Origin of the sequence: Streptomyces sp. NPDC046557, assembly GCF_040645975.1 — a bacterium.
GTDB lineage: Bacteria > Actinomycetota > Actinomycetes > Streptomycetales > Streptomycetaceae > Streptomyces.
Window position 1 is genome coordinate 1 of sequence record NZ_JBEYZH010000025.1, and the last position, 24,255, is coordinate 24,255.

Consider the following 24,255-nt stretch of genomic DNA (forward strand, 5'->3'; position numbering starts at 1 on the left):
CCGAGGTGACCGGCCCGAGGTGACCGGCCCGAGGTGACCGATCCGACCACCGCCACCGGGCCGCGCCATCGGACCATCGGGCCGCCCCCGCCCAGAGTCACCTCGACGGGGTCGGGCGCCGGACGGGAGACGAGGTCCTCGAAGGCGCCCATCCCGATCAGGAACAGCATCATCAACACAGGCACGCACAGGGCTGCGAAGAGCACGAGAGCCTCCCCATGGGAACCCGAAGGAACTCCGCCTGGCTCGGCCGGACCGGCCACACCGGCGGGGGCCAAGCCCAGTGTGCGTCCGAACGGGGTGCCCTGCATCTCGGCGGCGGCCCCGCGGTCACCCCGAGAGGTCGAAGCCGACCCGTGCGGCTGCCCCGGCCGCCGCCGGGCTGCCTCGACCCCCACGGCCGGCGAGCGGTCCGACCACGAGGAGTTGGGCGGCGGCGAGGGCGAGGCACAGGCCCGCCGTGCCGGCCCACAGCGCCCCGTCCCGCCACGGCCGGAGCGGCTCCGGGCGGCCGCCGGACCCGGCGGGCGCCCGGCGGGGACGGTCGGCGGGGACGGTCGGCGGGCAGCGCGAGGCGCAGGATCAGGGCACAGGCCAGGCAGGTGAGCGCGTCGGCGACGAACAACAGGCGCAGGTCCCACCGCCCCAGGGCCGCCGCGATCAGTCCGGCGCCGGTGCCGCCCGCCGCGAGTGCGGCGTTGAGGAGGCCGTACGCACGCACCCGCTCGCCGGGGGCGACCGCGTCGGCGATCATGGCCTGGCGCGGCGGCGCGTACAGCTCGAAGGCGAGCGAGGAGGATCGCGAAGGCCGCCACCTCGGTCAGGGAGCCGGCGGCGGCGATGCCCAGCTGAGAGAGCGTGCAGCCGGTGAGCCCGAGCACGATCGTGCGCCGGCGCCCGGGGCGGGCCGCCAGACGGCCGCCGGCCCGGGGAGGCGCGCGGCCGCCCCTGGGAGCGGAGCTGCCGGAGGTGATCGACGCCGCCGTGGGGCGCACCGCCGCCTCGCTGCCGCGCGACATCGACGCCGGGCAGGCCGCTTACCTGGTCGGGGCGGCGCGGCGGATGCGGGAGGTGTTCCTTGCCGTGCAGGAGGGGCACCTGGACGCCGCCGGTCGTGTCGTGAACGCCCTGCTGCGCGAGAGCGCCGCCCGGCCCCGGCTCGACCGCGCCGAGGGCGAGCCCCGGCAGGTGCACTTCCACGGCTCCGACGACTCCTTCGCGGCGGGGTGCAGCGCCAGTTGCGCGACCGCGCTCGCCCTGGCGGTGGGCGGCGGCCTCGCGGGCCGGCTCGGCGTGTGCCGGGCCGACCGCTGCGACCGCGTGTACGTCGACACCTCCCGCAACGCGGCCCGCCGGTTCTGCTCCACCGCGTGCCAGAACCGCACCAAGGCCGCGGCCTTCCGCGCCCGCAAGGGCTGACCGCCGGGCGGCCGGGCCGGGCGGCGGCTTCCCGGCACACCCCGCCCGGTGCGGCGTACGCTCGTCGGCGGGAGCCCGTGGTCGACATCGCCTGATCGTCGCGGTCGACGCGCCCCGGCCCCGGTCCCCGCCCGACGACCCGCCGCCGGTCGCCCCGCAGCCATGGGCCGCGCGCCATCGGCGCCACAGGGAGCTTTGCATAAAACTGCGACGGACCGTATAGTCATGCCATCGAGGAGGAGGTCCGATGGTGGTACGTGTAGCAGTGGCCGGAGCGAGCGGATACGCGGGCGGGGAAGTGCTGCGCCTGCTCCTCGCGCACCCCGAGGTGGAGATCGGCGCGCTGACCGCCAACACCAGCGCCGGACAGCTCCTCGGCGCGCTCCAGCCGCACCTCGTACCCCTCGCCGGCCGGACGCTGGAGGCGACCACGCCCGAGGTGCTCGCAGGGCACGATGTCGTGTTCCTCGCGCTGCCGCACGGCCAGTCCGCCGCGGTCGCCGCGCAGCTCGGCGAGGACGTGCTCGTCGTCGACATGGGCGCCGACCACCGGCTCAAGGACTCCGCCGACTGGGACGCCTTCTACGGGGCGCCGCACGCCGGCACCTGGCCCTACGGACTCCCCGAACTCCCCGGCGCCCGGGCCGAGCTGGAGGGGACCAAGCGCATCGCCGTCCCCGGCTGCTTCCCGACCGCCGTCTCGCTCGCCCTGTTCCCGGCGTACGCGGCCGGCCTCGCCGAGCCCGAAGCCGTGATCGTCGCCGCCACCGGCACCTCCGGCGCGGGCAAGGCCCTCAAGCCGCACCTGCTGGGCTCCGAGGTCATGGGCTCCGTCAGCCCCTACGGGGTGGGCGGCGGCCACCGCCACACGCCCGAGATGGTGCAGAACCTGAGCCCGCTCGCCGGGGAACGGGTCTCGGTCTCCTTCACCCCGACCCTGGTGCCCATGGCCCGCGGGATCCTCGCCACCTGCTCCGCGAAGGCCCTCCCCGGCACCACCGCCGACGCGGTCCGTGCCGCGTACGAGAAGGCGTACGCCGACGAGCCCTTCGTCCACCTCCTCCCGGAGGGGCAGTGGCCGGCCACCCAGTCGGTCCAGGGCTCCAACGCCGCACAGATCCAGGTCGCCTACGACGCCACCGCCCGGCGGATCATCGCGATCAGCGCCATCGACAACCTCACGAAGGGCACCGCCGGCGGCGCGGTGCAGAGCATGAACATCGCCCTCGGGCTGCCCGAACAGCTCGGGCTCTCCGCGGTCGGAGTCGCTCCGTGAGCGTCACCCCCGCAGCCACCACGAACAAGGAGATGCAGTGAGCGTCACGGCAGCACAGGGATTCACGGCGGCGGGCATCGCCGCCGGGATCAAGGCGAACGGCAACCCGGACCTGGCCCTCGTGGTCAACAACGGGCCGCGTCTGGCCGCCGCGGGCGTCTTCACCTCCAACCGCGTCAAGGCCGCGCCCGTGCACTGGTCCGAGCAGGTGCTGCGCGGCGGCACCGTCAGCGCGGTGGTCCTCAACTCCGGCGGCGCCAACGCCTGCACCGGCCCCAAGGGCTTCCAGGACACCCACGCCACCGCCGAGAAGGTCGCGGCCACGCTGAACGGGCACGGTGTCGGCGGCGAGCACAACGCCGGCGAGATCGCCGTCGCCTCCACCGGGCTGATCGGCGTCCTGCTGCCCATGGACAAGCTGCTTCCCGGCGTCGAGACGGCCGTGGAGGCCCTCTCCGTCGATGGCGGCGAGGCCGCGGCCATCGCCATCAAGACCACCGACACCGTCCACAAGACGGCCGTCGCGGCCCGGGAGGGGTGGACGGTCGGCGGCATGGCCAAGGGCGCGGGCATGCTCGCCCCGGGGCTGGCCACCATGCTCGTCGTGCTCACCACAGACGCCGACCTGGACAGTGCCGGCCTGGACAAGGCGTTGCGCGCCGCCACCCGCACCACCTTCGACCGGGTCGATTCCGACGGCTGCATGTCCACCAACGACACGGTGCTGCTGCTCGCCTCCGGCGCGTCGGGCCGCGTGCCGACGGACGAGGAGTTCGCGGAGGCCGTCCGTACGGTGTGCGCCGACCTCGCCCGGCAGTTGATCGGGGACGCCGAGGGCGCGAGCAAGGACATCCGCATCGAGGTCGTCGGCGCGGCGAACGAGGACGACGCCGTCGAGGTCGGCCGGTCCATCGCCCGCAACAACCTCCTCAAGTGCGCCGTCCACGGCGAGGACCCCAATTGGGGCCGGGTGCTCTCCGCCATCGGCACCACCAAGGCGTCCTTCGACCCGGACCGGCTGAACGTGGCCATCAACGGTGTGTGGGTCTGCAAGAACGGCAGCGTCGGCGAGGACCGCGACCTGGTCTCGATGAAAGACCGGGAGGTCCGCATCACCGCCGACCTCGCCACCGGTTCCGAGTCCGCGGTGATCTGGGCCAACGACCTCACCGCCGAGTACGTCCACGAGAACAGCGCGTACAGCTCATGAGCGGCGACAAGGCCGGACAGCCCGGCACCGGAACCGCGCGCAAGCACACCGCGCTGCCCAAGGCGCAGATCCTCATCGAGGCACTGCCCTGGCTCACCCGACACAACGGCAAGGTCGTCGTCATCAAGTTCGGCGGCAACGCCATGATCGACGAGGACCTCAAGGCGGCCTTCGCGCAGGACGTCGTCTTCCTGCGCCAGGCCGGCCTCAAGCCCGTCGTGGTGCACGGCGGCGGCCCGCAGATCAACGCCCAGCTCGACAAGCAGGGCCTGGTCAGCGAGTTCAAGGCGGGCCTGCGCGTCACCACCCCCGAAGCCATGGACGTCGTGCGCATGGTCCTGGCGGGTCAGGTCCAGCGCGAGCTGGTGGGCCTGCTCAACCAGCACGGCCCGCTCGCCGTCGGCATGACGGGCGAGGACGCCCACACCATCACCGCGGTCAAGCACAGCCCGAGGATCGACGGAGAACGCGTCGACATCGGGCGGGTCGGCGAGATCACCGCCATCGACACCGGCGCGATCGAGGCCCTGCTGGCGGACGGCCGGATCCCGGTCATCTCCTCCATCGCGCGCAGCGCCGACGACCACCACGTCTACAACGTCAACGCCGATACGGCAGCCGCGGCGCTCGCCGCGGCGCTCGCCGCGGAAACGCTGATGGTCCTCACGGACGTCGAAGGTCTGTACGCCGACTGGCCCAACAGCGACGAGGTCATCAGCCGTTTGACGGTGAGCCAGCTGGAGAAGCTGCTGCCCGAGCTGTCCAGCGGGATGGTGCCCAAGATGGAGGGCTGCCTGCACGCCGTCCGCGGCGGCGTCGGCACCGCGCGCGTGATCGACGGGCGGGTCCCGCACTCGATCCTGCTGGAGATCTTCACGGACGAGGGCATCGGCACCATGGTCGTGCCCGACGCACAGGGAGGGGAACCCGAATGACCGGCACGACCGGTACGCCCGGTACAAGCGGAAACCAGGACTACGCGGCCCGCTGGCGGGGGGCGCTGACCGACAACTACGGCACCCCGGCGCTGGCCCTCGTACGCGGCCGGGGCGCGCAGGTCTGGGACGCCGACGGAAAGCAGTACACCGACTTCGTCGGCGGGATCGCCGTCAACGCCCTCGGGCACGCCCACCCGGCGGTCGTCGCGGCGGTGACCGGCCAGATCTCCACCCTCGGCCACGTCTCCAACCTGTACGCCTCCGAACCGGTGCTCGCGCTCGGCGAGCGGCTGCTCCAGCTCTTCGGCCGCCCCGGCCGCGTTTTCTTCTGCAACTCCGGCGCCGAGGCCGTCGAGGCCGCCTTCAAGATCGGCCGGCTCACCGGGCGCACCCACATGGTGGCCACCGACGGCGGCTTCCACGGGCGGACCATGGGCGCGCTCGCGCTCACCGGCCAGCCCAAGAAGCAGGACCCGTTCCTGCCCCTGCCCGGTGACGTCACCCACGTCCCCTACGGCGACGTGGAGGCCCTGCGGGCCACCGTCACCGGGGAGACGGCGCTGGTGGTCATCGAACCGATCCAGGGCGAGAACGGTGTGGTGGTACCCCCGGCCGGTTACCTGACGGCCGCCCGCGAGATCACCCGGGCCACCGGGACCCTGCTCGTCCTCGACGAGGTGCAGACCGGTATCGGGCGCTGCGGCCAGTGGTTCGAGCACCAGGCGCACGAGGGCGTGGAGCCCGACCTCGTCACGCTCGCGAAGGGTCTGGGCGGCGGCCTGCCGATCGGCGCGGTGGTCGCCTTCGGCCCGGCCGCCGACCTGCTCCGCCCCGGACAGCACGGCACCACCTTCGGCGGGAACCCGGTCGCCTGCGCCGCCGGGCTCGCCGTGATCGACACCATCGCCGCCGACGGACTGCTGGACCGGGTCAAGGCGCGCGGGGAGCGACTGCGCTCCGGAATCGAGGGCTCCGGGCACGGGCTCGTCGCCCATGTCCGTGGCGCGGGCCTTTTGCTGGGTATCGTGCTGACCGAGCCGCTCGCACCGCTGGTGCAGCAGGCGGCTCAGGACGCCGGCTTCCTGGTCAACGCGCCCGCCCCCGACGTCGTACGGCTCATGCCGCCGTTCGTACTGACCGAGGCCGAGGCGGACGCGTTCGTCCGGGCGCTGCCCGGCGTCCTCGACGCGGCCCAGGCCGCGGCCGACGGGGCCAATGGGGACGGACGAACCGGGGAATGAGACGACGATGAGTCAGGCGCAGGAACACGAGCAGATCGGGCCGTCCGTCCCGCAGACCCGCACCGCCCGCCACCGCCGGATCGTGGACATCCTCAACCGGCAGCCGGTCCGTTCGCAGAGCCAGCTGGCCAAGCTGCTCGCCGACGACGGGCTGAGCGTCACCCAGGCGACGCTCTCCCGCGACCTCGACGAGCTGGGCGCGGTCAAGATCCGCAACACGGGCGGCGAGCTGATCTACGCGGTTCCCAGCGAGGGCGGCTTCCGCACCCCGCAGGCCCCGCTCGGCGAGTCGGCGAAGGAGGAGCGCATGCGGCGCCTCTCGGGTGAACTGCTGATCTCGGCGGAGGCGTCCGCGAACCTCGTGGTCCTGCGCACCCCGCCGGGTGCGGCCCAGTTCCTCGCTTCGGCGATCGACCAGGCCGAACTCCAGTCGATCCTCGGCACGATCGCCGGGGACGACACCCTGATGCTGATCAGCCGCGACCCGGCGGGCGGCCAGGCCCTCGCCGACCACCTGCTCCGACTGGCGCAGAAGGAAAGCTGACCTCGCCTCGGTGCGCTAATAGCGCGTCACGGCCAGGGTCCCGGACTCCGTACCGATCACGATGTGCGGGCGCCTGCGCGGGTTCGCCCAGCGCAGGACCGCCCGCATGGCCCGTTCCGGGACGGACACGCAACCGGCCGTCGCACCCTTGCCGTTGACGTGCAGGAAGATGCCGGCGCCCCGGCCGCGCACCGGCCGGTCGTAGTTGAAGCCGATGACCAGGGCGTGCGCGTACTGCTTCTCGTACGCGGCCAGGTGCTCCGCCTCACCGGGCGCGCAGTCGGCGGGCAGCGGCTCCACCCAGCGGTTGTAGCTGCCCGAGGCGTTGTCCTGGCACCACCACGAGCGGTCCGACGCCCGGCGGTAGGGGGACTCCGTGCCCGCGGGGGCGTGCGCGAGACCGAAGGCGTACGGCAGGTCGTACAGCCCGGCCGGGGTGGTGTTCGTCCCCTGGACCCGGCTCGCCCCCTCGGTCAGGCCGTTCGCCCCGAACCGGGCGGGCGCCCGCCCCTCCTCGAACCACCGGCCCGCGCGCCGGTCCCACCAGCTCAGCCACCCGGTACTGGAGCCCGCCGACGGCGCGACGGCGACGAGGAGCTGACTTCCGCCGCCGGTGTCGGCGAGGCGGGCGGGCAACGGCGTCGAGCCGTGGGGCAGCAGGCAGGCGCCCACCAGCGACCCGGCGAGAAGAGCGGTACGCAGCACACCCCAGACGCTACGTCCGCCCCGCCCCCACCCCCGCCCGACAGGCCGACCCCTCACCCGCCGAGCCCCGGCCGGCCGCTACCGCCCGTCTTCTCGCGCCGAGCGGCGCGCACCCGGTCGATTGACGAAACATACGGAGTAGTGCATAGTTATGCCTGTTGTTGCTTGCACCGTGAGGAGAAACCCGTGACCGAGCGCGTCGTACTCGCCTATTCGGGCGGCCTTGACACCTCCGTCGCCATCGGCTGGATCGCGGAGGAGACGGGAGCCGAGGTCATCGCCGTCGCGGTCGACGTCGGTCAGGGGGGCGAGGACCTGGACGTCATTCGCAAGCGCGCGCTCGCCTGCGGTGCCGTCGAGGCCGAGGTCGCGGACGCCAAGGACGAGTTCGCCGACGAGTACTGCCTGCCGGCGATCAAGGCGAACGCCCTCTACATGGACCGCTATCCGCTGGTCTCGGCGCTCTCCCGGCCCACGATCGTCAAGCACCTCGTCGCCGCGGCCCGCAAGCACGGCGCGACGACCGTCGCCCACGGCTGCACCGGCAAGGGCAACGACCAGGTCCGCTTCGAGGCAGGCATCGCCGCCCTCGGGCCCGACCTCAAGTGCATCGCCCCGGTCCGCGACTACGCGATGACCCGCGACAAGGCCATCGCCTTCTGCGAGCAGAAGAACCTCCCGATCGCGACCACCAAGAAGTCCCCCTACTCCATCGACCAGAACGTCTTCGGGCGCGCCGTCGAAACGGGCTTCCTGGAGGACATCTGGAACGCCCCGATCGAGGACATCTACGAGTACACCGCGAACCCGGCGACCCCGCGCGAGGCCGACGAGGTCGTCATCTCCTTCAAGGAGGGCGTCCCCGTCGCGATCGACGGCAAGCCCGTCTCGGTGCTCCAGGCCATCCGGCAGCTCAACGAGCGCGCCGGCGCCCAGGGCGTCGGCCGGATCGACATGGTCGAGGACCGGCTCGTCGGCATCAAGTCCCGCGAGGTGTACGAGGCTCCGGGCGCCATCGCCCTGATCACCGCCCACCAGGAGCTGGAGAACGTCACCGTCGAGCGGGAGCTGGCCCGCTACAAGCGGCAGGTCGAGCAGCGCTGGGGCGAGATGGTCTACGACGGCCTGTGGTTCTCCCCGCTCAAGCGGGCCCTGGACGGCTTCATCAACGAGGCCAACCAACACGTCACCGGTGACATCCGGATGACCCTGCACGGCGGCCGGGCCGTCGTCACCGGCCGTAGGTCGGACGTGTCGCTGTACGACTTCAATCTGGCCACCTACGACTCGGGCGACACCTTCGACCAGTCGAAGGCGCAGGGCTTCATCGAGATCTTCGGCCTGTCCTCGAAGATCGCCGCGCGCCGCGACCTCGCCTGAGCCGACTCGTTCCACGCGGTACGAAGGCCGGCTCCCTGTTCCTCCGCGACAGGGAGCCGGCCGTACATCCACCCTCTTGAGGAGCAGTAGCTGTGAGCAGCAACAACGGTGACGTCCGGCTCTGGGGCGGCCGGTTCGCCGACGGCCCGGCCGAGGCCCTGGCCAAGCTGTCCGCGTCCGTCCACTTCGACTGGCGCCTCGCGCCGTACGACATCGCCGGCTCCCGCGCCCACGCGCGCGTGCTCGCCAAAGCGGGCCTGCTCACGGCCGACGAGCTGGACCGCATGATCACCGGCCTGGACCGGCTCGAAGCCGACGTGGCGGACGGTTCCTTCACCGGCACCATCGCCGACGAGGACGTGCACACCGCCTTGGAACGCGGCCTGCTGGAGCGGCTCGGCGCCGACCTCGGCGGCAAGCTGCGCGCCGGCCGGTCCCGCAACGACCAGGTGGCCACCCTCTTCCGGATGTACCTGCGCGACCACGCCCGGATCGTCGGCGGCCTGCTCGCCGACCTCCAGGACGCGCTGGTCGGGCTCGCCGAGGCGCACGCCGACGTGGCCATGCCGGGCCGCACCCACCTCCAGCACGCGCAGCCGGTGCTGTTCGCCCACCACGTGCTGGCCCACGTGCAGGCCCTGTCCCGGGACGCGGAGCGGCTGCGCCAGTGGGACACCCGTACCGCGGTCTCCCCGTACGGCTCCGGCGCCCTCGCCGGGTCCTCGCTGGGCCTGGACCCGGAGGCGGTCGCCGCGGACCTCGGCTTCGAGCGCGGGTCGGTCGGCAACTCCATCGACGGCACGGCCTCCCGTGACTTCGTCGCCGAGTTCGCCTTCATCACCGCGATGATCGGGATCAACCTGTCCCGGATCGCCGAGGAGATCATCATCTGGAACACGAAGGAGTTCTCCTTCGTGACGCTGCACGACGCCTTCTCCACCGGCTCGTCGATCATGCCGCAGAAGAAGAACCCGGACATCGCGGAGCTGGCGCGCGGCAAGTCCGGCCGCCTCATCGGCAACCTGACCGGCCTGCTCGCCACCCTCAAGGCCCTCCCGCTCGCGTACAACCGCGACCTCCAGGAGGACAAGGAGCCGGTGTTCGACTCCTGCGACACCCTTGAGGTCCTGCTGCCCGCCTTCACCGGCATGATGGCGACGCTCACGGTCAACCGCGAGCGGATGGAGGAGCTGGCCCCGGCGGGCTTCTCGCTCGCGACGGACATCGCTGAGTGGCTGGTCAAGCAGGGCGTGCCGTTCCGGGTCGCGCACGAGGTGGCCGGCGAGTGCGTCAAGGAGTGCGAGGCGCTCGGCATCGAGCTGGACGAGCTCACGGACGCGCAGTTCGCGAAGATCTCGGAGCACCTGACGCCGGAGGTCCGTACGGTCCTCAACGTCAAGGGCGCCCTCGCCTCGCGCAACGGCCGCGGCGGCACCGCGCCCTCGGCGGTGGCCACCCAGCTGACCGAACTCAAGGCGGACCTGGTCATCCAGCACGCCTGGGCCGCCCACAAGCAGTAACCGCGTCACCCCCCGTGAGGGCGGCCGGAGCACCCGCTCCGGCCGCCCTCACGTCGTCCACGCCGCCCAGGCCGCGAGCGCGTCGAAGTCCGCCCGTCCCAGGCCGACCCGCTCGTCGATCCGCATCAGCAGCGCCCGAGCCGGGTGGCGCTGGTCGACGTACTCCCGGTCCAAGGCCGTGATGTCGTCGTCGACCCACGCGAAGGGCCTGTCACCCGCGTACTCCAGGACGTACTGCGTCTTCCAGAAGGTGCCGCGCGGCGCCCGACCGTGCATCCGCGGCCAGTCGATGAACGGCAGCCGGGGCAGACCCAGGTGCGGCCCTATCCAGTCGTTGGCCTCGTCCTTCCACGTCGTCGCCCAGACCAGTTCGTACGCGCCGGCCAGCGCGAGCAGCTCCGCGCCGTGCCCGTGGTTCAGCCACACCCGCAGCGGTTTGCGGCTCTCGGGCTCCGTCCAACCGGTCGGGCGCATCCGGTGGGTGGTGTAGCCCTCGGGCCGGCGCCGGGGCTTGGCCGCATAGGGATTCAGCGGTCCGTCGACATCGATCAACAGCAGCGGCTTCAGCGGTTCCATCTCGGCAGGATTCCTTCCGGCCGCCGCAAGGGCAGCCCATTTATCGCGGGGAATGAGACATTGGCGTCTCATTTGGGGTAGGCTTGTCTCATGGCAATGGATCGTGACCAGGTGCTCCGCGACGCGGCGGCCCTGCTCTCCCGGAAATCGACCGCGACGATGGACGAGGTCGCCCGCGCCGCCGGTATCGGCCGGGCGACCCTCCACCGGCACTTCGCCGGGCGCGACGCCCTCGTGCGGGCCCTGGAGGAAATGGGCATCCGCGAGTTCGAGGTGGCGTTCGACAACGCCCGCCTCGGCGAGGGCACGGCCGTCGAGGCACTGCGGCGCCTCGTCGCCGAGACGGAGCCCAACGCCCAACTGCTGGCCTTCCTCGTCACCGAGAACCAGCTCTTCGAGGGCGACCGCATCCACGAGGGATGGGCCCGGCTCGACGCGCGCGTCAGCGCCCTGTTCCGCCGCGGCCAGGAAGAGGGCACCATCCGGATCGACCTGAGCCCCGCCTGGCTCACCGAGGCCCTCTACGGCCTCATCGGCACCTGCGCCTGGGCCGTCATGGACGGCCGGGTCGCGGCCAAGGACTTCCAGTACATGATCATCGAGCTGCTGCTCGGTGGCGCACGACGGAGTGTGGAGAAATGACCCGTACCGAACAGCTCACACGGCAGAAGGGGGCGGAGGAAAGGAGCAGTGGGCGCTGGCTCGCGCTCTCCGTACTCGTCCTGGCCGTCCTGCTGGTCGCGGTCGACGCCACGGTCCTCGGTCTCGCCACCCCCTCCCTCAGCGAGGACCTCAAGCCGTCCGGCACCCAGCTGCTGTGGATCGGCGACATCTACTCCTTCGTCATCGCCGGTCTGCTCGTCTCCATGGGCTCGCTCGGCGACCGGATCGGCCGAAAGAAGCTGCTCCTCATAGGCGCCACCGCCTTCGGCGCCGTCTCCGTGCTGAACGCCTGCGCGACCAGCCCCGAGATGATGATCGTCGCCCGGGCGCTGCTCGGTGTGGCCGGCGCGACCCTCATGCCGTCCACCCTCGCGCTGATCCGCAACATCTTCCACGACCCGCGCGAGCGCAGCCTCGCCATCGGCATCTGGGGCGCCACCGCCTCCGCCGGCGCGGCGGTCGGCCCCGTCGTCGGCGGGGCGCTGCTCCAGCACTTCTACTGGGGCTCGGTCTTCCTCATCAACCTGCCCGTGATGGCCGTCTTGGTCATCGTCGGCGTCAAGCTGCTGCCGGAGTCGAAGAACCCCGTCGCCGGGCCCTGGGACCTGCTCAGCGTCAGCCTCTCGCTCGTCGGCGTCATCGGCGTGGTCTACGCCGTCAAGGAAGCCGCCACCCACGGCGTCACCTGGGAGGTCGGGCTCGCCGCCCTCCTCGGCGCCGGCGCCCTGTACGCCTTCGTACAGCGCCAGTTCAGGTTGGGCGCCCCCCTGCTCGACATGCGGCTGTTCAAGCACCGCGGCTTCTCCGGAGCGGTCCTCGCCGACCTGCTCACCGTCTTCGGGCTGTCCGGACTCGTCTTCTTCCTCTCCCAGTTCCTCCAGCTCGTCCAAGGGCGCGACCCGCTGGAGGCGGGCCTGGCCGAACTGCCCGCCGCGATCGGCGCGGTGGCCACCGGACTGCTCGCCGGCCGCTACGCCCGCAGGTACTCCGTCCGCGTGATCGTCAGCGGTGGCCTCGCCGCCATCGGCCTGGCCCTGGGTGCGCTCACGCTGCTCCACAAGGAGAGCGGCTACCCGCTGCTCGGCGCGGCCCTGCTCGTCGTCGGCCTCGGCGCCGGCTTCTCGTTCACCGTCACCGCCGACGTGATCCTCTCCAGCGTGCCCAAGGAGCAGGCCGGTTCGGCCTCGGCCGTGTCCGAGACCGCGTACGAACTGGGCGCCGCCCTCGGCATCGCCCTGCTCGGCTCCATCGTCACCGGCGTCTACCAGGGCTTCACCGCCCCGGCCTCGGTCCCCGCGCCGGTCGCAGACGCCGCGCACGAATCGCTGGGCGGCGCCGTCGAGGCGGGCCGGATGCTGGACCCGCAGACCGCGCAGACGATGATCGGCGCGGCCCAGGACGCCTTCGTGGACGGCCTGCGCCTCGCCTCGGGCGTCGGCTCGGCCGTCCTCCTGGCCACCGCCGCGGCCGCCTGGTTCCTGCTGCGCGGCCAGGAACTCCAGGACGGCGTCGAGCACTGAGCCACCCCAAGGGACGTTGTTCCGGCCAAAGTTGACACCCCGTCGACGCGCCGGACACCATCCCGCGATGGAGATCAACGATCTGACGCCCGCCGAGCGCCGCGTGTGGGACGCCTTCCCGCGCGGCGAGGCCGTCGACTTCCGCGAGGAGCCCGAGGACAGCTCAGTCGACGGGGCCGGGTGGGGACCGGACCGCACCGTCCGCGCCGAGGTGCTCCGGGCCCTCCTGCTCGGCGCCGGGCCGGTCGAAGAGGGCCAGGTCGCCGGACTCAAGGTCAAGGGCGCCCGGATCACCGGCCCGCTCGACCTCAGGTACGCCGTCGTCGACCACCCGATCCGGCTGCGGGACTGCTGGTTCGAGCGCAAGCCGCTCCTGTACGGGGCCCAGTTGAAGGCGCTCGTCCTCGGCTACTCGACCCTGCCCGGCCTGACCGCCGCCACCGTGCGGGTCGAGGTGGTCCTGCGGCTCTCCTGTTGCCGGATCACCGGCCCCGTCCGCCTCCAGGGCGCGCGGATCGCCGGTGGTCTCTTCCTCCAGGGAGCCGTGATCGAACCGGCCTCCGGCGAGGAGGAGGGCGAGGCCGCGCTCCAGCTCAACCACGCCGAGATCGGCACCGACATCATCGCCAACGATCTCACCGTCCACGGCCAATTACGCCTGAACGGCGCCACAGTGGGCGGACAGGTCCAGCTCGAAGATGCCCGCCTCCTCGCCCCCGGCGCGATAGCCCTGCACGCCGAGACGCTGACCGTCGGCACCGACCTGCGAGCCCCCCGGCTGCACGCCCGCGGCATGGTCAACCTCACCGGATCGCGCATCCCGGGGCAGGCCATGTTCACCCGCAGCGACCTCGCCAACCCCGGTGGCACCGCCCTACGGGCCTCCAGCTGCTCCATCGGCGAGCTGTGGCTGCGCCGGTGCCCGCCGATCCGGGGCGATGTGAACCTGCGCCGGTCCACCCTCGACATGCTCCACATCGAGCCGCAGAGCTGGCCCGAACGGATCGCCGTCGACGGCCTCACCTACCGCACCCTCGCCCCCCACCTGCCCGCCGAGGACCGGCTGCCCGCACTGGAGCGCGAGGAGGCCGGCTACCTCCCGTACGCCTACGAACAGCTCGCGGCGGCCTACCGTACGGCCGGCGACGAGGAGGCGGCCCGGACCGTCCAGCTCGCCAAGCTGCGCCGGCACCGGCGCACCCTGCCCCGGCACGCCCGGCTCTGGGGACTGCTCCAGGACGGCACGGTCGGCTACGGCTTCCGGCCGCTGCGCGCGGCGGGCTGGCTGCTGGCCCTGCTGGTGACCGGCTCGCTCGCCTACGCCCTCCACCACCCCCGGCCGCTCAAGCCGGGGGAGGCGCCCGACTTCAACGCCGTGTTCTACACGATCGACCTGATGCTGCCCATCATCGGCTTCGGCCAAGAGGAGGCGTTCGCTCCGAGCGGCTGGTACCAGTGGCTGTCGTACCTGCTGATCGTGACGGGCTGGGTCCTCGCGACGACGACCGCGGCGGGCGTCAGCCGGTCACTGCGACGGCAGTAGCGGCTACGCGGCTTCCTTGAACTTCGTGGCGTACATGTCGACGTACTCCTGGCCCGACAGTCGCATGACCTCGGCCATCACCGAGTCGGTGACGGCGCGCAGCACGTAGCGGTCGCGGTCCATGCCCTCGTAGCGGGAGAACTCCATCGGCTCGCCGAAGCGGATGGTCACCCGGCCCGGGCGGGGCATGCCCTTGCCGCCGGGCTGCAGCTTGTCCGTGCCGATCACGGCGAAGGGCACCACGGGCGCGCCGGTCATCAGGGTGAGGCGGGCGATGCCGGTGCGGCCGCGGTAGAGCCGACCGTCGGGGGAGCGGGTGCCCTCGGGGTAGATACCGAAGATCTTGCCCTCTTCGAGGATGCGGCGGCCCGTCATCAGGGCCGCGACTCCGCCGTTCGCGCCGTCGCGGTCTACGGGGATCATCCCGGAGCCGGTGAAGAACCACGCCATCAGGCGGCCCTTGAGGCCCTTGCCCGTGACGTACTCGTCCTTGCCGATGAAGTGGACCGTACGGTCACAGACGAGCGGCAGGATCATCGAATCGATGAAGGTGAGGTGATTGCCCGCGAGAATCACGGGACCGGTGCCCGGGATGTTCTCGATGCCCTCCACCCGGATGCGGAACATGAGCCGCATGACCGGTCCTACGGTGGCCTTGATGAGCGCGGTACGGAACAACGTGAGCCCTCCGGCATCGAAAAGCGGCTTCGCACGACACGGTGGTAGTGCAGGTGAGGACGATACTCGCGGGTCATCACTGATCGCACATCGGGTTCACGTGTCGGATACGCGTTGTTGACGCGTGTTCGCGCCATGTTCCGCCCGGCACCCCCTCCGGGCCACCGTCCGGTGCCTACCATCGGCGGGCGGTCCGGCCGTCTGACCTGGTGATCCCGGGACGGGCAGCCCTCAGACACAGGGAGTGACACTCATGACGCAGGGTGGGGCAGCACGGCGTACGGTCCTGGGGGCCGCGGTGCTCGCGGCGGGGGCCGGCATCACCGGAACGGCGGCAGGCACGGCAGCGGCGGCGGGTTCGGGGGCGGCGGGTTCGGGCGGCGGCCACGAGGGCGGCTACCGGGACCTGCCCGTGCCGCTGATCATCGGTCACCGGGGCTCCAGCGGCTACCGCCCCGAGCACACCCTGGGCTCGTACCGACTGGCCCTCGACCTCGGCGCCGACGTCATCGAGCAGGACCTGGTCCCCACCAAGGACGGGCATCTGGTCTGCCGTCACGAGAACGAGATCGGCGGCACCACCGACGTCGCCGACCACCCCGCGTTCGCCTCCCGGCGGACCACCAAGTCCGTCGACGGCGTGTCCGTCACCGGCTGGTTCACCGAGGACTTCACCCTCGCCGAGCTGAAGACCCTGCGCGCGAAGGAACGTATCCCCGCCGTCCGCCAGCGCAACACGCTCTACGACGGCCGCTGGGACGTGCCGACCTTCGAGGAGGTGCTGCGCTGGGCCGACCAGGAGGGCCGCAGGCGCGGCAAGCGGGTTTGGCTCCACGTCGAGACCAAGCACCCCAGCTACTTCCGGGCGCTGGGCCTCGGCCTGGAGGAGCCCCTCGCGAAGCTGCTGCGCCGCTACGGCCGCGACGGGAGGAACGCTCCGCTGTTCCTCCAGTCCTTCGAGCCGTCCAGCATCCAGCGGCTCTCCCGGCTGGTCTCCGCGCCCCGCGTGGTGCTGCTGTCCGCGGCGAACACCCGCCCCTGGGACTTCGAACTGGCCAAGGACCCCCGCACCGTCGCCGACCTCGTCACGCCCGAGGGCCTCACGTGGATCGCGGGCTTCGCCCAGGGCATCGGCCCCACCCTCGACCTGATCGTGCCGCGTGAGGCCGACGGCAAGCTGGGCACCCCGACCACCCTGGTGCGCGACGCGCACGCGCAGCGGCTGGTCCTGCACCCCTACACCGCGCGCAACGAGAACACCTTCCTGCCGGCCGAGTACCGCAAGGGCGCCGATCCGGCCGCCTACGGGGACGCCTTCGGCGCCTTCCGCCGCTACTTCGAACTCGGCGTCGACGGCATCTTCACCGACAACCCGGACACCGGGCTGCTCGCCGCCGAGACCTTCCGGCCGGGCCGGGTCCCGCGCCCGTAGGCCCCGACTCGTAGGCCCCGACCCGTCGTAGACCCGTCCGCAGCGCTGCGGACGGCGCGGCGCTGCGGGCAGCGAACGGCCGGTGTCAACGGCCGAGCGGATTTTCTCGTACGAGTGTGCTGTGCCCGGCGGGGAAACCGCCGGCACCGGCCCTCGCGTCCCGCCCGGCATGGACTCGATGAAGGACACCGACCTCCTGGGCGAACTGGGCCCGCTGCTCTCCGCCGAGGCCGCCGCGGAGGCGCCGGCCGCCGGGGTGGACGCCGCCGACCTGGAGCAAGCCGTCTGGGTCAGGCTGCTGGAACGCGGCCCGGCCGCCCCCGGTCCGACGGGCGCCGGGGCCGAAGCCTCCGCCGAGCGCGCCCGCTGGCTGCGCCGGGCGGTGCGCGCGGAAGCCCGCAGCGCCCGCCGCCGGGCCCTGCGCGAGGTGCCCTACGGCGCCCGGCCCGGCTGCGCCGGCGCGGACCCGGAGGACGCGGTGCTGCACGGGGAGCAGCGACGGGTCCTTCGATCGGCCGTCGCCCGGTTGCCCGGACGGTGTCCGGAACTGATAGGGGCACTTCTTTCGCCCAGAGACCTCACCTACCGTGAAATCGCAGGAGAGTTGGGTATCTCACAAGGAAGTTTGGGGCCCGTGCGTTCCCGTTGCCTGGGATGTCTGCGCAGAATGCTGGCTGCAGAGGTTGCGGCTCCTCACCTGCGGGGAAAGGAGCGGTAGACCAACGGGCTACCAGGTGAGCTGGAGGCATGCGCACATGGGTATGAGCGTGACCATTTCGGCGGCGGCCGCCGAAGACGTCGAGCAGATCTTCAAGCTCCAGTACCTGGCGTTCCAGCGCGAGGCCGAGCTGTACGGCAACTACCGCATCCAACCGCTCACCCAGACCCTCGACTCCCTCAAGGCGGAGCTCGCGACCGACACCGTGCTCGTGGCCCGGCTCGGCGACGAGGTCGTCGGCACCGTCCGCGGCAACGTCGACGCGGACGGCACCGGCAAGATCGCCAAGCTGTGCGTCCACCCCCGGCTCCAGGGCCACGGGCTCGGCGCCCGGCTGCTGCGAGCGGTGGAGGAGGCCCTCGCGGGCGCCGGCGGCACCAGCCGGTTCCGGCTGCACACCGGCCACAAGAGCGAGTCGAACCTGCGGCTCTACCGCAAGGCGGGCTATGTGCGGGTCGGCGACCGGACCGCCTCCGACGGGGTCCACCTCGTCGTCCTGGAGAAGGAGACAAAGGACGCGGCCGACTTCGCGGTCAGCGCCTGAGCCGGTCCGCTGAGCCGGTCCGCCTGAGGCGGTCCGTCCGCCTGAGCCGGTCGGTCTGAGGCCGCGTCAGCGCTTCACGCGCAGCCAGAGCATCCCGGTGATCGGCAGGATCACCGGGATGAACAGGTAGCCCATCCCGAACTGCGACCACACCGTGGAGTCGGGGAACGCCTCGGGCCGCAGCAGCGTCCAGGTCCCCACGACGAGCACACCGGTCAGCTCGGCGGCGCAGCACAGCCGCGCCGCCTTGCGGGCCGTCTCCCCGCCCCGCACCAGCGAGTACGTGATGAAGACGTACACGAGCGCGGCAAGCGCCGACAGCGAGTACGGGAGCGGGGCCCGGTCGAACTCGGTGGAGATCTGGTAGGCCGAGCGCGACACCGCGCCCACCGTGATCACCCCGTACAGCCACACCAGCAGCAGCCCCGGCCCGGAGACCAGGCGCTCGTGTCCCACGGGCGCCCCGGCGGTGTCGGCCGTGGCGGAATCGGTGTCGGGCAGGTCAGGCACCGGCGGTTCCCCAGATGTCGTAGAGGCGTACTTCGAGGACGGCGAGGACGACCGCGCCCGCCGCCACCGTCACCGATCCCCACTTCGTGCGTTCGGTGAGCGAGAGCAGCCCGGCCGCCGGGACCGCCGCGAAGGCACCGAGCAGGTAGGCCACGAACAGCACCGTGCCCTGCTCCGGCCTCTCGCCCGAGCCCAGCTTGACCACGCCGACCACCAGCTGGGCGAGGACCAGCACGGTCACCACGGCCATGCCGATGAAGTGCCAGTCCTTGGTCGGCTGGTTCCGCAAGGCGGCGAAACCGCACCAAGCGGCGAGGGCGAGTGCGGCCGCGCCGAGGGCGACCGTCAGGGCGTCGAGCATGCTGCGAGGGTATTACGGGGCCGAAGATCCGCTGCGCGCACCCCTGGAGGGCCCCGGTTCCGGCCGGGCGTCGGGCCGGGCGTCCGCCCACCGCCCGCCCCGCCATCCGTCCGGCATGCGAACCGATTGCGTCCGCTATCCGGACAGCGTTGAATGCTGAGGCGAGAGGTCTGCTTTACTGAACCCATGACCACGACGAGCAGCCGCACCCTTGCGACCGAGGCGACGATGACGCCCGGTGCTCGTTGTATGTGTCGAATGTGCGCCTTCTGAGGGCCCCTTCCCCGCAGTCTCGCGCCCCGAAGCGAGACCGGCCGAGCCCCGTGGCCACCACCGTGTGACACCCGGAAACGCTCCCGCCCCGCGCATGCGTCCGCCTCACCCCTTTGTGACGGTGTGACCCGTATCGCGTGCCAGATGTTTGCCCCGTGCCCGGCACCCCGCTGCGCCGTGCACTCGACAGCGACGGAAATCCTGTGATCACCACATCGGGCCTCACCAAGGTCTACAAATCCCGTGGCCGCGAGGTCACCGCCCTGGACGGCGTCGACCTCCACGTACGGGAGGGCGAGGTCTTCGGAGTCATCGGCCAGAGCGGCGCCGGCAAGTCCTCCCTCATCCGCTGCGTGAACCTGCTGGAACGCCCCACCAGTGGCACCGTGACCGTCGACGGCGTCGACCTCACCGCACTCGCCGGCCGGGGCCGCCGCGCCGGCAAGGAGCTCCGCGAGGCCCGCGGGCGCATCGGCATGGTCTTCCAGCACTTCAACCTGCTGTCCTCGCGCACCGTCCAGGGCAACATCGAGCTGCCCCTGGAGATCCTCGGCGTCTCCGGCCGCGAGCGCTCCCGCAAGGCCGCCGAACTCCTCGACCTCGTCGGCCTGTCCGACAAGGCCAAGGCGTACCCCGGCCAGCTCTCCGGCGGCCAGAAGCAGCGCGTCGGCATCGCCCGCGCCCTGGCCGGCGACCCCAAGGTGCTCCTCTCCGACGAGGCCACCAGCGCCCTCGACCCCGAGACCACGCGCTCCATCCTCCAACTCCTGCGCGACCTCAACCGCCGGCTCGGCCTGACCGTGCTGCTCATCACGCACGAGATGGACGTGGTCAAGGCCGTCTGCGACTCCGCCGCGCTGATGAAGGGCGGCCGGGTCATCGAGTCCGGCACCGTCTCCGAACTGCTGGCCACCCCCGGCTCCGAACTCGCCGGGGAACTCTTCCCCGTCAGCGGCGCCCCCACCGGTCCCGACCGCACGGTCATCGACGTCACCTTCCACGGTGAAGCCGCGACCCGGCCGGTCATCTCCCAGCTCGCCCGGACGTACAACATCGACATCTCGATCCTGGGCGCGGCCATGGACACCGTCGCCGGCAGGCAGATCGGCCGGATGCGCATCGAACTGCCCGGCCGTTACGAGGAGAACGTGGTCCCCGTCGGCTTCCTGCGCGAGCAGGGGCTCCAGGTCGACGTGGTCGAGGACGAGCCGGACGAGCCGGACGAGCCGGACGCAGACGTGATCGCTGACGCGGAGCTCGCCGAGCTCGTCAAGGACGGTGCCAAGTGACCTGGTCGGAAATGCAGCCCCTGCTCACCCAGGGCACCTACGACACCCTCTACATGGTGTTGTGGGCGACGCTGGTCACCGTCGCGGGCGGACTGCCCATCGGCATCCTCCTCGTCCTCACCGACCGCGGTGGCCTGCTCCAGAACCAGCCGCTCAACAAGGTGCTCGGCGTGATCGTGAACATCGGCCGCTCGCTGCCGTTCATCATCCTGCTGATCGCCCTGATCCCGGTCACCACCGCCGTCGTCGGCACCTTCATCGGCCCCACCGCCATGATCGTCCCGCTCGCCATCGGTGCCGTCCCCTTCTTCGCCCGGCTCGTCGAGACGGCCGTCCGCGAGGTGGACCCCGGGCTGGTCGAAGCCGTCGAGTCCATGGGCGGCGGTGTCCCGACCCTGGTCGGCAAGGTGCTGCTGCCGCAGGCCCTGCCCTCCCTGATCGCCGGGGTCACCACCACCGTCATCACCCTGGTCGGCTACTCGGCCATGGCGGGCGCGGTCGGCGGCGAAGGGCTCGGCTCCAAGGCCATCACGTACGGCTTCCAGCGCTTCGAGACCGGCTTCATGGTCGCCACCGTGGTCGTCCTGATCGCCCTCGTCACCGTCATCCAGCTGATCGGCGACGGCGTCGTGCGCGTCCTGTCCCGCCGCGGCCGCACCGCCTGACCGGCGGGCCGCCAAGACTTCCCCACCCCCAGAAAGCCCGCACTTGTCGTGCTTGGGCCACCACCCGCAAGAACCGCGCGAGACCCGCGTACTTGCACCGCAATGAAAGGCACTCTTCGTGCGTAAGAACATCAAGCTCACCGCCTTCGCCGCCGCCTCCGCCGCGCTCGCCCTCGGCCTCACCGCCTGCGGCAGTTCCTCGGACCCGTCCTCCGCCAAGGCCGACGGCGGCAAGGCCGACGAGAGCAAGCCGCTCGTCATCGCGGCCTCCCCGAGCCCCCACGCCGACATCCTGAACTTCGTCAAGGACAAGCTGGCGGCCAAGGAAGGGCTCAAGCTGGAGGTGAAGGAGTTCACCGACTACGTCCTGCCCAACACCGCCACCGAGCAGGGCCAGGTCGACGGCAACTACTTCCAGCACAAGCCGTACCTCGACGACTTCAACAAGAAGAACGGCACCCACATCGTGCCCGTCGTCAACGTGCACCTGGAACCCCTCGGCCTCTACTCCAAGAAGGTCAAGGCCGTCGGTGACATCAAGGCAGGCCAGACCGTCGCCGTCCCCAACGACACCACCAACGAGGGCCGCGCGCTCCAACTGCTCGCCGCCAACAACCTGATCACCCTCAAGGAGGGTGTCGGCACCGGCGCCAAGCTGTCCGACATCACCGACAAGAAGGGCCTGGAGTTCAAGGAGCTGGAGGCCGCCACGGTCCCGCGCGCCCTGAACGACGTCGACGCCGCCGTCATCAACGGCAACTACGCCCTGGAGGCCAAGCTCGCGCCCGCCAAGGACGCGCTGATCCTGGAGAAGGCCGAGGGCAACCCCTACGCCAACTTCCTCGCGGTCAAGGACGGCAACCAGAACGACCCGCGCGTCCAGAAGCTGGCCAAGCTCCTGAACTCCGACGAGGTCAAGAAGTTCATCGAGGACAAGTACCAGGGCTCGGTCATCCCGGCCTTCGGCACCCCCGCGGTCTGACCCCGCTCGGGCTTTCGGCCCCGCGCGCCCACCCGGGCGAGCGGGGCCGACGGCTGCCCGCACCCGCGCGGGGCGGCCCTGCACATCACCACTCCGATGCTGCATGCTGTGGCCTACGACCCGCACGAACGGTCCTCCCGCACCACGGTCGCACCACGGTCTCAGGCATGGAGCTGCGCATGACTACCACCTTCCCGGACGTCACCATCAGCACGGACCGGCTGGTGCTGCGCCCCTTCGAGGAAGAGGACGTCACCGCGCTCAGCGAGATGATGAACGACGAGCAGGTCATCGCCTGGACCTCCGCCCCCCACCCCTACACCCGGGCCGACGCCCACGACTGGGCCACCCGGCGCTCGCACGCGGAACGCACCGAGGGCCGGGGCCTCGTCCTCGCCGTCACCGAGTTCCTCACCCACCGCCTCGTCGGCGCCGTGCACCTGCGCAACACCGACTGGCGCACCCGCACCGCCGAAGTCGGCTACCTCACCGCCCCCTGGGGCCGGGGCGAGGGCTACGCCGGCGAATCCGTCCTCGCGGTCGCCCAGTGGCTCTTCAACGACCGCCACTTCGAACGCCTCGAACTGCGCACCGCCGCCGACAACACCGCGTCCCAGCAAGTGGCCCAGAAGATCGGCTGCATCAGCGAGGGCGTCCTGCGCAACGCGTGCATAGTGCGCACCCAGACGGCGGACGGCGCCTGGACCGAGACCCGCAGCGACCTCATCGTGTGGGGCCTGGTCCCCGAAGACCTCGACGACGGCGGCTACGACGAGTACCCCGGCCACGGCGAGCGGTACGAGTTCCGGGAGCGGGCCGACGTGAGCGGCCAGACCGTCGGCGCCGACCGGAAGTGACCCGATGACCAGGTAGTCTCACCGTGCGCGCCCCGCCCGACGAAGCTTCGCCTGCCCCCACCCCAGGAGACTGACGACGATGGCCGACCGGGTCACGGTGATCGGCTGGGACGGCTCCGTGCTGACCGCGGCCGCCCGGTCCGCGCTCTCGGCCGCCACCCTGGTGGCCGGCGCCGCCCACCACCTGGCACTGCCCGAGGTACCGCCCACCGCCGAACGCGTCCGGCTCGGCAGCCTCGGCCTCGCCGCCCGCCGGATCGCCGGCCACCGCGGCACCGCCGTCGTGTTCGCCGACGGCGACCCCGGCTTCTTCGGAGTCGTACGCACCCTGCGCGCCCCCGAGTACGGCCTCGAAGTCGAGGTGGTCCCCGCCGTCTCGTCCGTCGCCGCGGCCTTCGCCCGCGCCGGGATGCCCTGGGACGACGCCCAGGTGGTCGTCGCCCACCCGCGCACCCTGCGCCGCGCCGTCAACGTCTGCCGCGCCCACCCCAAGGTCGCCGTCCTCACCGCACCCGGCGCCGGTCCCGCCGAACTCGCCCTGCTGCTCGGCCCGGTCCACCGCACCTTCGTCATCTGCGAGGAACTGGGCACCACCGGCGAACGGGTCACCGTCCTCACCTCCGACAAGGCCGCCGACCACAGCTGGCGCGACCCCAACGTCGTCATCGTCATCGGCGGCCAGGCCCCCGCCCCCGGCCCGGTCCCGGTCCCGGCCGAACCGGCGTGGCTGCTCGGCCAGAACGCCGCCCGCACCGCCGAACGCGGCTGGGCGCGGCCCCGGGCCGGCACCGGCGAAGGCGAATCGGCCACGCTGCGCGCGGCCCAACTCGCCCGCCTCGGCCCGCGCCCCGGCGACCTCGTCTGGGACATCGGCGCCGGCTCCGGCGCACTCGCCGTGGACGCCGCCGCGTTCGGCGCGGCCGTCATCGCCGTCGACGCCGACCCGCACGCGTGCGAACGCGTAACCGCCCTCGCCCGCGCCCGCGGTGTGCAGATCCAGGTCGTCGCCGGACGCGCCCCCGTCGTACTCGAAGACCTGCCCGAACCCGACGTCGTGCGCGTGGGCGCCGGCGGAGCGGCGGTGGTCTCGGCCGTCGCCGACCGCCGGCCCGAACGGATCGTCAGCCACGCCTCCACCCGCGACGAGGCGGAGGCCATCGGCGGGGCGCTCATCGAACACGGGTACGCCGTCGAGTGCGCGCTGCTCCAGTCCGTCGGGCTCGACCCCCGCACCTGGGACGAACAGGACCGTTCCGTGGTGTTCCTGCTGGCAGCGGAACGGCCCCGAACCGCCCGGACAGGACCGGACGCGGCCCCCGGGGTAGGCTGACCGATCGTCGTACCGCCACGGCAGTACGCGGGACGTGGCGCAGTCCACAGCGGGCCGTGCCGGTTTATGGCCCACACGGCG

At 71.9% G+C, this 24,255-nt stretch carries 26 protein-coding genes; 19 read left to right on the plus strand and 7 right to left on the minus strand.

Annotated features, from left to right (window positions below; all coding sequences use genetic code 11):
* Together ABZ934_RS28255 and ABZ934_RS28260 are read right to left on the minus strand one after the other, a co-directional pair.
* On the minus strand, positions 1 to 206 hold a 206-nt coding region (locus ABZ934_RS28255; RefSeq protein ID WP_361318477.1), incomplete at its 3' end, for a hypothetical protein.
* Complete coding sequence (locus tag ABZ934_RS28260; protein WP_361318479.1) at positions 173 to 754, minus strand: MFS transporter; 582 nt, start codon at positions 752 to 754, stop codon at positions 173 to 175. The genes ABZ934_RS28260 and ABZ934_RS28255, both read right to left, overlap by 34 nt.
* 113 nt (positions 755 to 867) lie before the next feature.
* On the opposite strand from ABZ934_RS28260, the gene ABZ934_RS28265 reads away from it, so the two are divergent.
* The 6 genes from ABZ934_RS28265 (at position 868) to ABZ934_RS28290 (ending at position 6,628) form a co-directional block, all read left to right on the plus strand.
* Positions 868 to 1,419, plus strand: coding sequence for a CGNR zinc finger domain-containing protein (locus ABZ934_RS28265; RefSeq protein ID WP_361318481.1), 552 nt, complete (start codon positions 868 to 870; stop codon positions 1,417 to 1,419).
* 247 nt (positions 1,420 to 1,666) lie between these two features.
* On the plus strand, positions 1,667 to 2,695 hold the full coding sequence (argC, locus tag ABZ934_RS28270) for an N-acetyl-gamma-glutamyl-phosphate reductase (RefSeq protein WP_361318483.1): 1,029 nt from the start codon (positions 1,667 to 1,669) through the stop codon (positions 2,693 to 2,695).
* Between the two features lie 37 nt (positions 2,696 to 2,732).
* Positions 2,733 to 3,905 carry a bifunctional glutamate N-acetyltransferase/amino-acid acetyltransferase ArgJ gene (gene argJ / locus ABZ934_RS28275; RefSeq protein WP_361318485.1) on the plus strand — a complete coding sequence of 391 codons (1,173 nt, stop codon included), beginning with the start codon at positions 2,733 to 2,735 and terminating at the stop codon, positions 3,903 to 3,905.
* Positions 3,902 to 4,840 (plus strand): acetylglutamate kinase, encoded by a 939-nt coding sequence (gene argB / locus ABZ934_RS28280; RefSeq protein ID WP_361318487.1) that lies wholly within the window; start codon positions 3,902 to 3,904, stop codon positions 4,838 to 4,840. Before argJ ends, argB begins: the two co-directional genes overlap by 4 nt.
* Positions 4,837 to 6,084: an acetylornithine transaminase gene (locus ABZ934_RS28285; RefSeq protein WP_361318489.1), complete on the plus strand. Its 1,248-nt coding sequence runs from the start codon at positions 4,837 to 4,839 to the stop codon at positions 6,082 to 6,084. The genes argB and ABZ934_RS28285 overlap by 4 nt, the downstream gene beginning before the upstream one ends.
* Before the next feature lie 7 nt (positions 6,085 to 6,091).
* Complete coding sequence (locus ABZ934_RS28290; RefSeq protein ID WP_361318490.1) at positions 6,092 to 6,628, plus strand: arginine repressor; 537 nt, start codon at positions 6,092 to 6,094, stop codon at positions 6,626 to 6,628.
* Positions 6,629 to 6,643: 15 nt separating this feature from the next.
* Here the strand turns inward: ABZ934_RS28290 and ABZ934_RS28295 are convergent, their stop codons facing one another.
* Positions 6,644 to 7,330 carry a L,D-transpeptidase family protein gene (locus ABZ934_RS28295; protein ID WP_361318629.1) on the minus strand — a complete coding sequence of 229 codons (687 nt, stop codon included), beginning with the start codon at positions 7,328 to 7,330 and terminating at the stop codon, positions 6,644 to 6,646.
* A 189-nt stretch (positions 7,331 to 7,519) separates the two neighbouring features.
* Here ABZ934_RS28295 and ABZ934_RS28300 point away from each other — a divergent pair, with 189 nt between their 5' ends.
* Both ABZ934_RS28300 and argH read left to right on the plus strand, forming a co-directional pair.
* Positions 7,520 to 8,713, plus strand: a complete 1,194-nt coding sequence (locus ABZ934_RS28300; protein ID WP_361318492.1) for an argininosuccinate synthase — start codon at positions 7,520 to 7,522, stop codon at positions 8,711 to 8,713.
* 92 nt (positions 8,714 to 8,805) lie between these two features.
* On the plus strand, positions 8,806 to 10,233 hold the full coding sequence (argH, locus tag ABZ934_RS28305) for an argininosuccinate lyase (RefSeq protein ID WP_361318494.1): 1,428 nt from the start codon (positions 8,806 to 8,808) through the stop codon (positions 10,231 to 10,233).
* Between the two features lie 48 nt (positions 10,234 to 10,281).
* Here the strand turns inward: argH and ABZ934_RS28310 are convergent, their stop codons facing one another.
* Positions 10,282 to 10,800 carry an HAD domain-containing protein gene (locus ABZ934_RS28310; protein ID WP_361318631.1) on the minus strand — a complete coding sequence of 173 codons (519 nt, stop codon included), beginning with the start codon at positions 10,798 to 10,800 and terminating at the stop codon, positions 10,282 to 10,284.
* 99 nt (positions 10,801 to 10,899) lie between these two features.
* Between ABZ934_RS28310 and ABZ934_RS28315 the strand changes: the two genes are divergently transcribed.
* The 3 genes from ABZ934_RS28315 to ABZ934_RS28325 all read left to right on the plus strand — a co-directional run bounded on the left by ABZ934_RS28315 (position 10,900) and on the right by ABZ934_RS28325 (position 14,535).
* A complete protein-coding gene (locus tag ABZ934_RS28315; protein WP_361318496.1) occupies positions 10,900 to 11,451 on the plus strand; it encodes a helix-turn-helix domain-containing protein in 552 nt (183 codons plus the stop codon).
* Positions 11,448 to 12,992 carry an MFS transporter gene (locus ABZ934_RS28320; protein ID WP_361318498.1) on the plus strand — a complete coding sequence of 515 codons (1,545 nt, stop codon included), beginning with the start codon at positions 11,448 to 11,450 and terminating at the stop codon, positions 12,990 to 12,992. Before ABZ934_RS28315 ends, ABZ934_RS28320 begins: the two co-directional genes overlap by 4 nt.
* 67 nt (positions 12,993 to 13,059) lie before the next feature.
* Positions 13,060 to 14,535, plus strand: a complete 1,476-nt coding sequence (locus ABZ934_RS28325) for a membrane-associated oxidoreductase (protein WP_361318500.1) — start codon at positions 13,060 to 13,062, stop codon at positions 14,533 to 14,535.
* A gap of 3 nt (positions 14,536 to 14,538) precedes the next feature.
* On the opposite strand, the gene ABZ934_RS28330 is transcribed toward ABZ934_RS28325, so the two are convergent.
* The gene (locus tag ABZ934_RS28330) at positions 14,539 to 15,171 is read right to left on the minus strand and encodes a lysophospholipid acyltransferase family protein (RefSeq protein WP_361318502.1); all 633 of its coding nucleotides are present in this window, start codon (positions 15,169 to 15,171) and stop codon (positions 14,539 to 14,541) included.
* Between the two features lie 295 nt (positions 15,172 to 15,466).
* Between ABZ934_RS28330 and ABZ934_RS28335 the strand changes: the two genes are divergently transcribed.
* The 3 genes from ABZ934_RS28335 (at position 15,467) to ABZ934_RS28345 (ending at position 17,907) form a co-directional block, all read left to right on the plus strand.
* Positions 15,467 to 16,645, plus strand: a complete 1,179-nt coding sequence (locus ABZ934_RS28335; RefSeq protein WP_361318504.1) for a glycerophosphodiester phosphodiesterase — start codon at positions 15,467 to 15,469, stop codon at positions 16,643 to 16,645.
* Between the two features lie 178 nt (positions 16,646 to 16,823).
* Complete coding sequence (locus ABZ934_RS28340; protein ID WP_361318633.1) at positions 16,824 to 17,363, plus strand: sigma-70 family RNA polymerase sigma factor; 540 nt, start codon at positions 16,824 to 16,826, stop codon at positions 17,361 to 17,363.
* Positions 17,364 to 17,400: 37 nt separating this feature from the next.
* Positions 17,401 to 17,907, plus strand: a complete 507-nt coding sequence (locus ABZ934_RS28345; RefSeq protein ID WP_361318506.1) for a GNAT family N-acetyltransferase — start codon at positions 17,401 to 17,403, stop codon at positions 17,905 to 17,907.
* Between the two features lie 66 nt (positions 17,908 to 17,973).
* Here ABZ934_RS28345 and ABZ934_RS28350 read toward each other — a convergent pair whose 3' ends face one another.
* Together ABZ934_RS28350 and ABZ934_RS28355 are read right to left on the minus strand one after the other, a co-directional pair.
* Positions 17,974 to 18,408 carry a hypothetical protein gene (locus ABZ934_RS28350; RefSeq protein ID WP_361318635.1) on the minus strand — a complete coding sequence of 145 codons (435 nt, stop codon included), beginning with the start codon at positions 18,406 to 18,408 and terminating at the stop codon, positions 17,974 to 17,976.
* A 1-nt stretch (position 18,409) separates the two neighbouring features.
* Positions 18,410 to 18,778 (minus strand): hypothetical protein, encoded by a 369-nt coding sequence (locus ABZ934_RS28355; protein ID WP_361318508.1) that lies wholly within the window; start codon positions 18,776 to 18,778, stop codon positions 18,410 to 18,412.
* Positions 18,779 to 19,254: 476 nt separating this feature from the next.
* Between ABZ934_RS28355 and ABZ934_RS28360 the strand changes: the two genes are divergently transcribed.
* The 5 genes from ABZ934_RS28360 to cbiE all read left to right on the plus strand — a co-directional run bounded on the left by ABZ934_RS28360 (position 19,255) and on the right by cbiE (position 24,174).
* Positions 19,255 to 20,340: an ATP-binding cassette domain-containing protein gene (locus ABZ934_RS28360; protein ID WP_361318637.1), complete on the plus strand. Its 1,086-nt coding sequence runs from the start codon at positions 19,255 to 19,257 to the stop codon at positions 20,338 to 20,340.
* Positions 20,337 to 21,005 carry a methionine ABC transporter permease gene (locus tag ABZ934_RS28365; protein WP_361318510.1) on the plus strand — a complete coding sequence of 223 codons (669 nt, stop codon included), beginning with the start codon at positions 20,337 to 20,339 and terminating at the stop codon, positions 21,003 to 21,005. The genes ABZ934_RS28360 and ABZ934_RS28365 overlap by 4 nt, the downstream gene beginning before the upstream one ends.
* A gap of 118 nt (positions 21,006 to 21,123) precedes the next feature.
* On the plus strand, positions 21,124 to 21,987 hold the full coding sequence (locus tag ABZ934_RS28370; protein ID WP_361318512.1) for a MetQ/NlpA family ABC transporter substrate-binding protein: 864 nt from the start codon (positions 21,124 to 21,126) through the stop codon (positions 21,985 to 21,987).
* Between the two features lie 179 nt (positions 21,988 to 22,166).
* Positions 22,167 to 22,844 carry a GNAT family N-acetyltransferase gene (locus ABZ934_RS28375; protein WP_361318514.1) on the plus strand — a complete coding sequence of 226 codons (678 nt, stop codon included), beginning with the start codon at positions 22,167 to 22,169 and terminating at the stop codon, positions 22,842 to 22,844.
* A 79-nt stretch (positions 22,845 to 22,923) separates the two neighbouring features.
* Entirely contained in the window at positions 22,924 to 24,174 is a 1,251-nt protein-coding gene (gene cbiE, locus ABZ934_RS28380; protein ID WP_361318516.1) for a precorrin-6y C5,15-methyltransferase (decarboxylating) subunit CbiE, read from the plus strand.
* Positions 24,175 to 24,255: the final 81 nt, after the last annotated feature.

Coding starts and splice junctions, on each gene's coding strand:
- argB (WP_361318487.1), top strand. CDS start 3,902: ATGAGCGGCGACAAGGCCGGACAGCCCGGCACCGGAACCGCGCGCAAG.
- ABZ934_RS28260 (WP_361318479.1), bottom strand. CDS start 754: ATGATCGCCGACGCGGTCGCCCCCGGCGAGCGGGTGCGTGCGTACGGC.
- ABZ934_RS28290 (WP_361318490.1), top strand. CDS start 6,092: ATGAGTCAGGCGCAGGAACACGAGCAGATCGGGCCGTCCGTCCCGCAG.
- cbiE (WP_361318516.1), top strand. CDS start 22,924: ATGGCCGACCGGGTCACGGTGATCGGCTGGGACGGCTCCGTGCTGACC.
- ABZ934_RS28340 (WP_361318633.1), top strand. CDS start 16,824: ATGAAGGACACCGACCTCCTGGGCGAACTGGGCCCGCTGCTCTCCGCC.
- ABZ934_RS28375 (WP_361318514.1), top strand. CDS start 22,167: ATGACTACCACCTTCCCGGACGTCACCATCAGCACGGACCGGCTGGTG.
- ABZ934_RS28355 (WP_361318508.1), bottom strand. CDS start 18,778: ATGCTCGACGCCCTGACGGTCGCCCTCGGCGCGGCCGCACTCGCCCTC.
- ABZ934_RS28345 (WP_361318506.1), top strand. CDS start 17,401: ATGGGTATGAGCGTGACCATTTCGGCGGCGGCCGCCGAAGACGTCGAG.
- ABZ934_RS28285 (WP_361318489.1), top strand. CDS start 4,837: ATGACCGGCACGACCGGTACGCCCGGTACAAGCGGAAACCAGGACTAC.
- argC (WP_361318483.1), top strand. CDS start 1,667: ATGGTGGTACGTGTAGCAGTGGCCGGAGCGAGCGGATACGCGGGCGGG.
- ABZ934_RS28320 (WP_361318498.1), top strand. CDS start 11,448: ATGACCCGTACCGAACAGCTCACACGGCAGAAGGGGGCGGAGGAAAGG.
- ABZ934_RS28330 (WP_361318502.1), bottom strand. CDS start 15,171: ATGCGGCTCATGTTCCGCATCCGGGTGGAGGGCATCGAGAACATCCCG.
- ABZ934_RS28335 (WP_361318504.1), top strand. CDS start 15,467: ATGACGCAGGGTGGGGCAGCACGGCGTACGGTCCTGGGGGCCGCGGTG.
- ABZ934_RS28325 (WP_361318500.1), top strand. CDS start 13,060: ATGGAGATCAACGATCTGACGCCCGCCGAGCGCCGCGTGTGGGACGCC.
- ABZ934_RS28315 (WP_361318496.1), top strand. CDS start 10,900: ATGGCAATGGATCGTGACCAGGTGCTCCGCGACGCGGCGGCCCTGCTC.